At 70.2% G+C, this 12388-nt stretch carries 10 protein-coding genes and 2 pseudogenes; 5 read left to right on the top strand and 7 right to left on the bottom strand.

The window, feature by feature from the left end; genetic code table 11:
* Positions 1-11: 11 nt before the first annotated feature.
* Positions 12-371 (bottom strand): NADH-quinone oxidoreductase subunit A, encoded by a 360-nt coding sequence (locus tag IEZ04_RS17500; protein WP_189217820.1) that lies wholly within the window; start codon positions 369-371, stop codon positions 12-14.
* A gap of 753 nt (positions 372-1124) precedes the next feature.
* Here IEZ04_RS17500 and IEZ04_RS17495 point away from each other — a divergent pair.
* A complete protein-coding gene (locus IEZ04_RS17495) occupies positions 1125-2012 on the top strand; it encodes a C40 family peptidase (RefSeq protein WP_189217819.1) in 888 nt (295 codons plus the stop codon).
* Between the two features lie 77 nt (positions 2013-2089).
* Here IEZ04_RS17495 and IEZ04_RS17490 read toward each other — a convergent pair whose 3' ends face one another.
* On the bottom strand, positions 2090-3394 hold the full coding sequence (locus IEZ04_RS17490) for a geranylgeranyl reductase family protein (protein ID WP_189217818.1): 1305 nt from the start codon (positions 3392-3394) through the stop codon (positions 2090-2092).
* Positions 3395-3496: 102 nt separating this feature from the next.
* Here IEZ04_RS17490 and IEZ04_RS17485 point away from each other — a divergent pair, with 102 nt between their 5' ends.
* Both IEZ04_RS17485 and IEZ04_RS17480 read left to right on the top strand, forming a co-directional pair.
* Positions 3497-4006, top strand: coding sequence for a GNAT family N-acetyltransferase (locus IEZ04_RS17485; RefSeq protein WP_189217817.1), 510 nt, complete (start codon positions 3497-3499; stop codon positions 4004-4006).
* A 93-nt stretch (positions 4007-4099) separates the two neighbouring features.
* Entirely contained in the window at positions 4100-4438 is a 339-nt protein-coding gene (locus IEZ04_RS17480) for a PASTA domain-containing protein (protein ID WP_189217816.1), read from the top strand.
* Positions 4439-4517: 79 nt separating this feature from the next.
* Here the strand turns inward: IEZ04_RS17480 and IEZ04_RS17475 are convergent, their stop codons facing one another.
* Both IEZ04_RS17475 and IEZ04_RS17470 read right to left on the bottom strand, forming a co-directional pair.
* A complete protein-coding gene (locus IEZ04_RS17475; RefSeq protein ID WP_189217815.1) occupies positions 4518-5213 on the bottom strand; it encodes a demethylmenaquinone methyltransferase in 696 nt (231 codons plus the stop codon).
* A 50-nt stretch (positions 5214-5263) separates the two neighbouring features.
* Positions 5264-5635: pseudogene (locus IEZ04_RS17470) on the bottom strand (acyltransferase family protein); the annotation flags it as partial.
* A 555-nt stretch (positions 5636-6190) separates the two neighbouring features.
* Here IEZ04_RS17470 and IEZ04_RS17465 point away from each other — a divergent pair.
* Positions 6191-7205, top strand: a pseudogene (locus IEZ04_RS17465) (glycoside hydrolase family 18 protein).
* Positions 7206-7236: 31 nt separating this feature from the next.
* Here the strand turns inward: IEZ04_RS17465 and IEZ04_RS17460 are convergent.
* The 3 genes from IEZ04_RS17460 to IEZ04_RS17450 form a co-directional block, all read right to left on the bottom strand.
* The gene (locus IEZ04_RS17460; protein ID WP_189217813.1) at positions 7237-7686 is read right to left on the bottom strand and encodes an imidazolonepropionase-like domain-containing protein; all 450 of its coding nucleotides are present in this window, start codon (positions 7684-7686) and stop codon (positions 7237-7239) included.
* Between the two features lie 17 nt (positions 7687-7703).
* Positions 7704-8918 carry a cyclic dehypoxanthinyl futalosine synthase gene (mqnC, locus tag IEZ04_RS17455; RefSeq protein WP_189217812.1) on the bottom strand — a complete coding sequence of 405 codons (1215 nt, stop codon included), beginning with the start codon at positions 8916-8918 and terminating at the stop codon, positions 7704-7706.
* Positions 8919-9018: 100 nt separating this feature from the next.
* On the bottom strand, positions 9019-9741 hold the full coding sequence (locus IEZ04_RS17450) for a prepilin peptidase (RefSeq protein ID WP_189217811.1): 723 nt from the start codon (positions 9739-9741) through the stop codon (positions 9019-9021).
* A 296-nt stretch (positions 9742-10037) separates the two neighbouring features.
* Between IEZ04_RS17450 and IEZ04_RS17445 the strand changes: the two genes are divergently transcribed.
* Positions 10038-12341 (top strand): bifunctional glycosyltransferase/CDP-glycerol:glycerophosphate glycerophosphotransferase, encoded by a 2304-nt coding sequence (locus IEZ04_RS17445; protein ID WP_189217810.1) that lies wholly within the window; start codon positions 10038-10040, stop codon positions 12339-12341.
* Positions 12342-12388: the final 47 nt, after the last annotated feature.

Here is a 12388-nt window from a genome sequence, read left to right as displayed (position 1 = left end):
GTAAAAGCCCCTCAGTCCCAGTCCAGGCCGCCACGCCGCCATACGTACGCGTACGCGACGAAGACGGTGAGCACGAAGAGCAGCATCTCCACGAGCCCGAAAACACCCAGGGCGTCGAAGGAGACGGCCCAGGGGTAGAGGAAGACGATCTCGATGTCGAAGACGATGAAGAGCATCGCCGTCAGGTAGTACTTGATGGGGAAACGCCCGCCACCGGCCGGCGTGGGCGTCGGCTCGATCCCGCACTCGTAGGCCTCGAGTTTGGCCCGGTTGTAGCGCTTGGGACCGGTCAGCGCGGCCATGGTCACGGAAAAGATCGCAAAGCCTGCCCCGAGGGCTCCCAGCACGAGGATGGGCGCATAGGCGTTCACCGCTCCTCGCTCCTCTCAGTCGGCATTGACTGCATGGGGTCCCCCCTGCTCGAGCGAAGCCGAGAGCTTGGGGGAGCTCAGTCAGACCGGCATCCGCTTCGCCCGTCTCGCGGCCCCCGTGCGTCCCCACGAAGATCGCGAACATGTGAAGCAGGTCACAAGCCCAACTGCCCCGCATCCTATGCCTGCGGCTCTGTGATCTGCGACACGGGGTGCGCCAACTGCTTTGTGATCTATACCACCTGACGAAGGATCATGAAGTCGGATGAGCAGTGATCTTCACACCCGAAGCATCCAAGTGATCACCAGACGTGATAATCACGTCCGTCACCGCTGGTCAAAGAGGTGGCTCCAATATCAACAAAGTGCGGGCCGTCGCAAACTGGCGCCGGACACCGTGTCTTGATAATGGGGCGGACATTCACACACCGGTGGTACGCGAGGGCGGAAGTGAACGCGTGCACGCGTTCACGAGCGCCGGGAGCCGCCGATTCCCGCGCGCGGGACGCGCCCCCTGCGGTTACCGTTCCGTGACCTCCACCACACCCGAGACGGCCTCCCGGAAGCCGGGCTTGGCCACGCGACGCAAGCGATGGTAAGCACAGAGCAATTCGGGCGTAACGACGAAACCCCATGATCACAGGCTTGATCATTTAAGCCCGCAATGCCCGTTTCGGTGTCAGGAAGGGGCGACACGCCCGGGGTTCGGTGGTCGATTGAACAACTGTGGCGGACCACACGTTTCTTGAAGGTATGGAGCAGCCCCTGGTACCGCTTGTACCCATGTCCCACACCGCTCACATACGTAGCCACCGGAAGCCCCGCCGCAGCGCGTCGAAGATGGCGATGCGCGCCGGAGTCACCGGTGGCCTCCTCGGCACCGTGGCAGTGGCCGGTGCGTCCGCGTCGGCGAACGCCGCGGAGCCTGTGACCCAGACGCTCGAACTCCCCACTCTCACGGCCGACCTGGCCACCCAGGTCGCCCGGTCCGCGGAGGCCACGCAGCAGGCCGCGGCCAACTACGAGCTGCGCGCCGAGCGCGACGCGGCCGCAGCCCGGGCCGCCGAGCAGGCCGAGGCGGACCTCGCGGAGGCGAAGAAGGCGGAGGCCAAGAAGAAGGCCGAGGCGGAGCGGAAGGCCGAGGCGGAGCGGAAGGCGGCCGCGGAGCGCGCCGCGCGGGACGCCGAACGTGCCGAGCTCGCCTCGGCCTCGGCCACTTCCTCGGGTTCCTCGGTCTCCGGCTCGTCCTCGGCGTCCGCCTCCGCGTCGGTGACGGCGCCCGCCAGCGGCAGTGTGTCGGCCGTCATCAGCTTCCTGAAGGCCCAGGTCGGCGACGCCTACGTGATGGGTGCCTCCGGCCCCAACGCCTGGGACTGCTCCAGCCTCGTGCAGGCCGCGTTCAAGCAGGCCGGCGTGGACCTCCCCCGGGTCTCGCAGGACCAGTCGATGGTCGGCACCGACGTCTCGCTGTCCAACCTGGCGGTCGGCGACATCCTCTACTGGGGCGGCAAGGGCTCCGCGTACCACGTGGGCGTCTACATCGGGAACGGGCAGTACCTCGACGCCGCCAACCCCTCCAAGGGCGTCGTCATCCAGGACCTGTCCGGCTACCCGGCCTCGGGTGCGGTGCGGGTGCTCTGACCCGTACATCCCCTGACGAACGGCCGGTGGCCGCCGCCCCGAGGGGTGGCGGCCACCGGCCGTTCCGGGTGGGCGGCTCAGGCCCTCGGGGCCACCTTGCTCAGGCCGTTGATGATGCGGTCCATCGCGTCGCCGCCCGTCGGGTCGGTGAGGTTGGCGAGCATCTTCAGCGTGAACTTCATCAGCAGGGGGTGGGTGAGGCCCCGCTCGGTCGCCAGCTTCATGATCTTCGGGTTGCCGATGAGCTTCACGAAGGCGCGGCCCAGGGTGTAGTAGCCGCCGTAGGTGTCCTTCAGGACGCGCGGGTAGCGCTGGAGGGCCATCTCCCGCTGGGCGGGGGTGGTCCGCGCGTGCGCCTGGACGATGACGTCCGCGGCGATCTGGCCGGACTCCATGGCGTAGGCGATGCCCTCGCCGTTGAAGGGGTTCACGAGCCCGCCGGCGTCGCCGACCAGCAACAGGCCCTTGGTGTAGTGCGGCTGGCGGTTGAAGGCCATGGGCAGGGCGGCGCCGCGGATCGGCATCGTCATGTTGTCCGGGGTGTAGCCCCACTCCTCCGGCATCGACGCGCACCAGGCCTTCAGGACCTCGCGCCAGTCCAGCTCCTTGAAGGAGGCGGAGGTGTTGAGCACGCCGAGGCCGACGTTCGAGGTGCCGTCGCCCATGCCGAACACCCAGCCGTAGCCGGGCAGCAGGCGGTCCTCGCCCGGGCCGCGCCGGTCCCACAGCTCCAGCCAGGACTCCAGGTAGTCGTCGTCGTGGCGCGGGGACGTGAAGTACGTACGGACCGCGACGCCCATCGGACGGTCCTCGCGGCGGTGCAGGCCCATCGCCAGGGAGAGGCGCGAGGAGTTGCCGTCCGCGGCCACCACCAGCGGCGCGTGGAAGGTGACGTCCCGCTTCTCCTTCGAGTCCGCGTCGCCGAGCTTGGCGTGGACGCCCGTGATGCGGCCGGTGCGGTCGTCCACGACCGGGGCACCGACGTTGCAGCGCTCGTACAGCCGGGCACCCGCCTTCTGCGCCTGCCGGGCCAGCTGCTCGTCGAAGTCGTCGCGCTTGCGCACCAGCCCGTAGTCCGGGAACGAGGCGAGATCCGGCCAGTCGAGCTGGAGGCGGACACCGCCGGCGATGATGCGGAGGCCCTTGTTGCGGAGCCAGCCCGCCTCCTCGGAGATGTCGATGCCCATGGACACGAGCTGTTTGGTGGCGCGGGGCGTCAGACCGTCACCGCAGACCTTCTCGCGCGGGAAGGCGGTCTTCTCCAGGAGCAGGACGTCGAGTCCCGCCTTGGCCAGGTAGTACGCGGTGGTGGAACCGGCTGGACCGGCCCCGACGACGATCACATCGGCGGTGTGTTCGGTAAGGGGCTGGGGCTCGGTCACAGCGTCATCTCCCCAAGGCTAGAAATAGCGGGTGCCGACGGGCACGGGACATGGGCAGTCTATGCAGCGGTACAGATCGACCGGCTGAAGGGTTGTCCCCCTGTGAACCGAGCTCTCCCCGGCGTACGGCTGCGCGTCCCGACCGACGAGGACGCCGTGACCTGGCACCGGATCTTCGACCACCCCGAGGTGATGGAGTACCACGGCGGCAGGTCCGCCGAGCTGTCCGTCTACGAGGAGCTCACCGCGCGCCAGCGCCGCCACGACGCGGAGCGCGGCTTCTGCCTGTGGAGCGTGCTCGACGAGGAGGGACGGGTCATCGGCTTCACCGGCGCCCAGCCGTGGCCGCACGAGTGGGGCGCCGCGCCGGGCGACATCGAGATCGGCTGGCGGCTCGCGCGGCCGTACTGGGGCCAGGGGTACGTCACGGCCGCCGCCCACGAGACGCTGGACCGGCTGCGCCGGGCGGGGGTGCCGAGCGTCGTCGCCCTGGTCGCCGCCGGCAACGAGCGCTCGATCGCCGTGACCCGCCGCCTCGGCATGGAGCTGGAGGAGGTCTTCACGACGCCGTCCTCCGAACGGACGGGGCACCGCTACCGGCTCGCCCTGTGACGGTGCGTAGCCGTCGGCCGGGAATGAACACGCAGCGCTTCCGATGCCCGCCCCCACGCGGTTACCCTTCCAGTACCGCTGGGGGTGACATCTGTGCGCATACCACCCGAGACACCCGAAGTGCGCGTTCCGCGGCTCGTCGGTCTGATGGCCATGGACGCGCGCGCGACGGCCGAGGCGCGGGGTGTGGTGCTCGCCGCGCCCGACCGGCCCGACTTTCCCTGGACCGTCGTCGACTACGTCGCACGCCAGTACCCGCGGCCGGGGACCGAGATCCCGCGCGGGGCGGTGGTCACGGTGTGGTTCGAGCACGGTGAGGGGGAGGGGGGTGGCGGTGCGGGGGTGCGGGAGCCGCTCCGCGGAGGGCCCCCTCCCGGGGGGTTGCGCCGGGAGTTGGACGAGCCCGGGGAGCCGTTCCCCGTCGCGCGTTGAGGTCGCTCGGGGTTGTTCGCCGACCGCGGGTTCGTTGTGGCTGGTCGCGCAGTTTCCCGCGCTCCTTCCGGGGCGTGTGTCACGCCGCCTTGAAGCCCCTGTGCAGTGCCACCACGCCACCCGTGAGATTCCGCCACGCCACCCTCTCCCAGCCCGCGCCGCGCAGGCGTTCCGCCAGGGCGGGCTGGTCGGGCCAGTCGCGGATGGACTCGGCGAGGTAGACGTACGCGTCGGGGTTGGACGACACCGCGCGCGCGACCGGAGGCAGCGCGCGCATCAGGTACTCGGTGTAGACGGTGCGGAACGGCGTCCACGTCGGGTGGGAGAACTCGCAGATCACGACCCGTCCGCCGGGCCTGGTCACCCGCAGCAGTTCGCGCAGCGCGGCATCGGTGTCCTGGACGTTGCGCAGCCCGAAGGAGATGGTCACCGCGTCGAAGGTGTCCTCCTTGAACGGCAGCCGCGTCGCGTCGCCGGCCGTGAACGGCAGCCAGGACTGGCGCTGCTTGCCCACCTTGAGCATGCCGAGGGAGAAGTCGCACGGAACGACGTACGCGCCCGCGCGGGCGAAGGGCAGCGAGGAGGTGCCCGTGCCCGCGGCGAGGTCCAGGACCTTCTGCCCGGGCCGCGCGTCGACCGCCCGCGCGACCTCCTTGCGCCATCGCCGGTCCTGTCCGAGGGAGAGCACGTCGTTGGTGAGGTCGTACCGTGCCGCCACGTGGTCGAACATCGAGGCGACTTCGTGCGGCTGCTTGTTCAGGGAGGCGCGGGTCACCGATCCATTGTGGCAGCCCGGCCTCCTCGTCGGCGTCGACGGGTGACCTCTCACGGCAGCAGGCGTGGCCTCCGCCTCGCCGCCACGTCCTCCACCCACCCGCACGCCGGCACGGACAGCGCGAGCAGCACCCAGCCGACGCCGAAGAGGAACCACTGGCTGTCCAGCGGCAGGTACGTCTCGAAGGTCGGCACGTCCCAGAACCGGTCGATCAGCGGGACGGCCAGGACCAGCGCGATCCCGTGCCAGAGACAGATCGTGACCGCTCGGGCGTTGGAGACCGTCACGATCCGGTCGAGCCGCCGGAAGCGGGCGGGTCCGGCGAAGTCGGCCGAGAACCGTTCCTTCGCGTACACCAGCAGCGTCACGGACCCGGCGGAGAGGAAGGCCCGGGCGAGGGGGACGTCGTCCAGGTCGTACGACCGTGGGGGAAGGGGTGGCGGGGGCGGCTGGCATGGCTGGGGTTGGAGTTCCGTCAGGGGCCCCGGCGGGTGCTCCCGAGGGCGCCATGCCGCCCTGCGGCGGCGCGCCGCCGTCACCGGAGGGCAGCAGTCCGGACGGGGCGGACGAGATGCCCCAGCCCATGAACGCCAGGCCGAGCACGACGGCGTAGCCGAGGCGGACGGCGCCCACGAGCACGCCGATCCGGCGCAGGAACCTGGCCCTGCGCCCGGAGTTGTCGACGAAAGCGGGGCCCTCTTCGCGTCCGGCTCCCCTGCCGCGTTCAGGGCGCCGGCCGCGCACCGGAGCGGCGGCGTGTTCTTCCACGACGGACTCGGATTGCATTCCGTGGAGGACGGTAGAGATATTTCATGTGACCGGAATTCGGTATCCGTTGCGCATGAACCATGGAAAGTCCGCCACTCTGTCTTCTCCTCAGAGGTTGCAAGTTCGCAGGTGAGAGCACCGGAAGCGGACCGGTCCGTTAATTAACCTCTCGGGGACGCGGTAATCACGAGAGGGCGGGTGCGTACGCCGTGAGGAGTTTCCTCAAGCCGGCCGCCGGGCTGGTCCGTCTGGTGACGCCGGCCTGCGCGGGCTGCTCCTCGGAATACGCAGCCACGAATTCCACGACGGCGTACGCCCCCTACGTGAGCGCCACGACCGCGTCCGACCTCGACCCGGCGGGCAGGCCCTCCGCCTACAGCCTGGCGTTCGTGATCGTGGACGGCGACGACTGCACCCCGGCGTGGGGCGGGACGGCCGCGGTCGACGACGCGGCGGTGGCGTCCCGCGTCTCGGCGCTGAAGGAGTCCGGGGCGACGGTGCGGGTGGCGTTCGGCGGGGCGTCGGGGACGGAGCCCGCCGAGGCACGCGACAGCGCCTCGGCCCTCGCTTCGGCGTACGGACAGGCGCTCGACGCGGCCGGGGCGAGTGCGGCGGACTCCGACGTCGAGGGCGACGCGCTGACGGACGCCGCCTCGGTGGACCTCCGCTCGGAGGCGATAGCGCAGCTCCAGGAGGAACGGGAGGGTCTCTCGGTCTCGTTCACCCTTCCCGTCATGCCCTCCGGCCTCGACGACGACGGCGTGGCCCTGCTGGAGTCCGCGAACGACCACTCCGTACAGGTCTCCACGGTCGACGTCATGACCATGGACTACGGCAGCTCGTACGACGGTGACATGGGCGACTACGCGGAGACGTCCGCCGAGGCCGCCCACGACCGGCTCGCGGACGTCTTCGGGCTGTCGGACGAGACCGCCTGGCACGGCCTGGCCCTCACCTCGATGATCGATGAGAACGACGTGGAGAACGAGACCTTCACGCTCCACGACGCGGCGCGGGTGCGGGAGTTCGCCGACGAGAGGGGCTTCGCCTGGGTGTCGGTGTGGGGGTCCTTCCGCAACCGGCGGTGCGACACCACCGGCACCACTCGGCACCACCGGCACCACCAGCACCACCCCCACCGGCTCCGCGACCGACGACGCGTCCACCGACTGCAGCGGGGTGGACCAGGAGGACGGGGCGTTCGCGGAGGCGTTCTCCGGCTGACCGCGGAGTGCTGACCGGGGCGGGATTCCCCTCACCGCCTCCGGTGCACCAGCCGTCCCGCGCACACCGTGGCGAGGCAGACGCCGGCGGCGTCGAAGACGGCGAGGTCGGCGCGGGCCCCCGGGACGACGGCGGTGGGCCGCCCCCGCCGCAGGACCACCACGTCGTTCCGCTCGGCGGCCGCCCTCAGTTCGGGCGTGTCCGCGTACTCCTCCAGGACCGCGACGGCACCCGACTTGAGCACCGCGTGAATGCGTTCGCGCGGGGTCGGCGCGTCCGGGAGCGGACCGACATGGACGCGGGCGGGCCCCAGGGTGCCCGGCCAGCGCCGTACGCGGGCGCCCGGGTACGGCTTCAGCAGTTCGGCCAGGGTGCCGACGGCGGCCACCCGGCCGCCCTCCACGGCTACGGCGCCCTCCTTGAGCGGCTTCGTGTCGTCCCAGGCGTGCCGCAGCTCGTCCGCGGCGTGGATCGTCAGCACCTCGGCAGCGGTCCGCGCTAGTTGGTGCCGATCAGCTTCAGCTCGGGGTGGGCCGTGCCGCCCTCGATGGCCGTGGACGAGATGTGGGAGACCACGCGGTCGTCGACGGGGTCGTTGGCCGGGTCGTCGTGGACGACCAGGTGCTCGTACGTCGTGCTGCGCTGGGCGGGCACCCGGCCGGCCTTGCGGATCAGGTCGATCAGCTCCAGCCGGTTGGAGCGGTGCCTGGCGCCGGCCGACGAGACCACGTTCTCCTCCAGCATGACCGAGCCGAGGTCGTCCGCGCCGTAGTGCAGGGAGAGCTGGCCGATCTCCTTGCCGGTGGTCAGCCAGGAGCCCTGGATGTGCGCCACGTTGTCCAGGAAGATCCGGGCGATGGCGATCATGCGCAGGTACTCGAAGATCGTGGCCTGCGTACGGCCCTTGAGGTGGTTGTTCTCCGGCTGGTACGTGTACGGGATGAAGGCCCGGAAGCCGCCCGTCCGGTCCTGCACGTCGCGGATCATCCGCAGGTGCTCGATGCGCTCGGCGTTCGTCTCGCCGGTGCCCATGAGCATCGTGGAGGTGGACTCCACGCCCAGGTTGTGCGCGGTCTCCATGATCTCCAGCCAGCGCTCGCCGCTCTCCTTCAGCGGGGCGATGGCCTTGCGCGGCCGCTCGGGCAGCAGCTCGGCACCGGCGCCCGCGAAGGAGTCGAGGCCCGCCGCGTGGATGCGCTGGATCGCCTCCTCCACGCTCACCTTGGAGATACGGGCCATGTGCTCGACCTCGGAGGCGCCGAGGGAGTGGATGACCAGCTGCGGGAACGCCTGCTTGATGGCGGAGAAGTGCTGCTCGTAGTACTCCACGCCGAAGTCCGGGTGGTGACCGCCCTGGAACATGATCTGCGTGCCGCCGAGCTCGACGGTCTCCGCGCAGCGGCGCAGGATGTCCTCCAGGTCCCGCGTCCAGCCCTTCTTGATGTCCTTGGGCGCGGCGTAGAAGGCGCAGAACTTGCACGCCGTCACGCAGACGTTCGTGTAGTTGATGTTCCGCTCGATGATGTACGTCGCGATGTGCTCGGTGCCCGCGTACTTCCGCCTCCGGATGGCGTCGGCGGCGGCGCCCAGCGCGTGCAGCGGGGCGTCGCGGTAGAGGACGAGCGCCTCTTCCGGGGTGATCCGCCCACCGGCGGCGGCACGGTCGAGAACGGCTGTTACATCGAACGACGCGAGGTCGGCCTTCTCGGTCACCGGGGTCCCTTTCAGGTGGGTGTGGGCGGTCCGGACCAGCGTACGCCTACCCCCGGAACCGCCCCACTCCCGCCTGTGGACAACCGTGCCGCGCCGCACGTCAGACCGCGTGCGCCCCGAGCAGCAGCGCGACGTACGCCCCGGCGATCAGAGCCGGTCCGATCGGGTACGCGGTGCGCCGTCCGATCCGCCGCGCCAGGGCGAGCACCAGCCCGTACAGCCCGGCGAACAGGATGCCCGCGAACGCCCCCAGGACGACGACGCCCCACCCGTACCAGCCGAGCACGGCCCCGAGCCCGAGCCCGAGTTTCACGTCGCCGAAGCCGAAGCCGTCCGGCCGGACGAGGAAGAGCACGAGGTACAGGCCCCCGAGCGCCAGTGCCCCGAACACCGCGGTGCGCCACTGTCCCGCGTGCCCGGGCACGAGCGCCGCGGCGCCGAGCAGTACGAGGGCCGCCCCGGCCAGCGGCAGCGTCAGGACGTCCGGCAGCCGGTGCACCCGCAGGTCGACCAGGGACAGCAGGACGGCGACCGGCGCGAGCAGCAGCCAGACGGCCAGCTCGGGACGGGGACCGGTGGCGGCGGCGGACACCGCGCAGGCGACGGCCGTGACGCACGCGACGGGCAGGGCGCGGCCGTACGCGTGCCCACAGGGTGCGCAGCGGGCGCGCCCCAGCCAGCCCCTGACGGGGTGCCCCGCGGGGCACGCGGAGCGCCACGGCTCCTCGGGCGGTACGGCGAGCCGGTGGGCGGCCCGGGGCAGGAGCCCGCCGGCCGCCGCCCCCCACAGGGCGGCGAGGAAGATCAGTAACGACTCGCTCATCCCGCGCGGATCACCGTCCCGCCGTCACTGACCCCACGACCCTCACGTGAGTAACGCATGCCACATTCGCGGTGCCGATACAACCCTCTGGACATGTCGCGCATCTGAAGACTTGGCTGATCAGGTCACCGGGGCCCTGATCAGGACACCGATCAGGACACCGATCAGGACCAGTCACGCAAAGATCACGACTTGCCGCCCTCATGTAGGATTCAACCTCGCTTCATACACCATTCATCACAGTGCGCATGTCAGGCGAGGATTCGACACGCACCCCCCACTCTCCAGGAAGCTTCATGAGCCACGCGCAGAATCCGGTTGCTCCCCGAATAAGCCTTGTTGTCCCCGTTTACCGGGTGCAGGGGTATCTGCGCGCCTGCCTGGACTCCATTCTCGAGCAGTCCTTCGAAGACTTCGAGGTCATCGCGGTCGACGACAACTCACCGGACGGCTGCGGCCGGATCCTCGACGAGTACGCCGCGCGGGACAGCCGCGTGCGGCCGGTCCACCTCGACGAGAACCAGGGCATCGGCAAGGCCCGCGACCTGGGCGCGCAGCGTGCGACCGGTGACTACATCTTCTACCTGGACAGCGACGACACCCTCGCGGAGAACGCGCTCCAGGCGATCGCCGACCGCCTCGAACTGACCGACGACCCGGACATCCTGCTCTTCAACCACGTCCGCACGTACTGGACGAACCGGGTACAGGAGAGCGCCGCCGGCGAACTGCTCGCCGCGGCCGGCACCGACGTGTTCACGGCACTGGAGCGCCCCGAGTACCTCACGATGTTCGCCGTCGTGTGGAACCGGGTGTACCGCCGCGAGTTCTACGTCGGGGGCGGCTTCACCTTCACCGACGGCATCTACGAAGACGCGCTGATGGTCTACAAGACCATGCTGACCGCCGAGCGCATCGCCTGCCTGGAGCAGGTCTGCGTGGAGTACCGGCAGCGGCGCCAGGGCAACTCCATGCGCACCCCCGGGCGCAAGCACTTCGGGATCTTCGAGCAGTACGCCCGGCTGTTCGAGTTCCTCGACGAGCGGCCCCACCTCTCGGCCGTGCGCCCGCTGCTCTTCGAGCGGATGGTCAGCCACTTCCTGTTCACGCTCGTCCGTGCGGACCGCATCCTCCCGCAGGACCGGCCCGAGTTCTTCAAGCTCGCCTCGGCCCAGTACAAGCGGTTCAAGCCCGCGCGCTTCCAGAAGCCCGAGGGCACGCCCGGGCTGCGCTTCGACCTCGTGGAGCGCGGCTCCTACCCGGCGTTCGCGGCGGTCGAGTTCGCGGGTGCCACAAAGAAGAAGCTGGTCAAGCGGGCCTCCAAGATGCGGACGGCGCTCGGCAGGAGGGCGTACGACCGCCTGTACCGCATGTACCTGCGGCGCCCGATCGACGAGAACCTCGCGGTCTACAGCGCCTACTGGAACCGCGGTGTCGCCTGCAACCCCGCGGCGATCTACTACAAGGCCAAGGAGCTCGCCCCGCACATCCACGGCGTGTGGATCGTGCGTCCGGGCGAGGAGGCGACGGTACCGGCCGGGGTCGACTACGTGGTCGCCCGCTCGCCCCGGTACTGGGAGGTCATGGCCCGGGCGAAGTACCTGGTCAACAACGTCAACTTCCCCAACGAGATCGTCAAGCGGCCCGGCCAGATCCATCTGCAGACCCACCACGGCACCCCGCTGAAGCAGATGGGCATCGACCAGCAGCGCTTCCCCGCCGCCGCGAAGAACATGAGCTTCCACAAGATGCTCGAGCGCGTCGACCGCTGGGACTACAGCCTCTCCTCCAACCAGCACTCGACCGAGATCTGGGAGCGCGTCTACCCGTGCGCCTTCGAGTCGATCGACTCGGGCTACCCGCGCAACGACGTGTACTTCCGGGCCACTTCCGAGGACGTCACGCGCATCCGCGCCGAGCTGGGCATCGAGGACGGGAAGACCGCCCTGCTGTACTGCCCCACCGTGCGCGACTACCAGAAGGGGTTCGTCCCCCGCCTGGACCTGGAACGGCTCTGCCGCGAACTCGGCCCCGACTTCGTCGTGCTCGTGCGCACGCACTACTTCTACGGCGCCGACCCGCAGCTCCAGGCGCTGCAGGAGCGCGGGTTGATCAAGGACGTCTCCAAGCATCCGGTCGTGGAGGACCTCTGCCTGGCCGCGGACGCCCTGATCACGGACTACTCGTCGATCATGTTCGACTACGCCTGCCTGGACCGGCCCATCGTCTCGTACGTCGACGACTGGGAGGTCTACAGCAAGGCCCGCGGCGTGTACTTCAACCTGCTGTCCCAGAAGCCGGGTGAGACCCCCGGTGCCACGGCGACCAGCGAGGACGAGCTCATCGAGGTCTTCCGCAGCGGCGCCTGGAAGGGCGAGAAGGCCACGGCGCTGCGGGCCGCGTTCCGCGAGCGCTTCGTCCAGTACGACGACGGGCACGCGGCGGAGCGCGCGGTGCGCAGCGTGTTCCTGAACCAGGGGGTGACCCCGTCGGTCCTCCCGCTCGACCAGCGCACCCCGGCGCCGGCCCCGGGAGCGGCCCGCACGGCGCCGGCCGTCCCGGCGCAGCCCTCCGGGGAGGCGGGGCTGGTCTCGGCCTGACGCCTCGGCACCACGAACTCACGGGCCCCGGTCTCCGGGGCCCGTGA

The sequence above is a fragment of the Streptomyces ruber genome (assembly GCF_014648075.1).
Classification (GTDB): Bacteria; Actinomycetota; Actinomycetes; order Streptomycetales; family Streptomycetaceae; genus Streptomyces; species Streptomyces ruber.
Note: the sequence above shows the minus strand (reverse complement) of the source record. Positions and strands in the feature narration are given on the sequence as shown.

Coding starts and splice junctions, on each gene's coding strand:
- IEZ04_RS17495 (WP_189217819.1), top strand. CDS start 1,125: ATGGAGCAGCCCCTGGTACCGCTTGTACCCATGTCCCACACCGCTCAC.
- IEZ04_RS17450 (WP_189217811.1), bottom strand. CDS start 9,741: ATGAGCGAGTCGTTACTGATCTTCCTCGCCGCCCTGTGGGGGGCGGCG.
- IEZ04_RS17445 (WP_189217810.1), top strand. CDS start 10,038: ATGAGCCACGCGCAGAATCCGGTTGCTCCCCGAATAAGCCTTGTTGTC.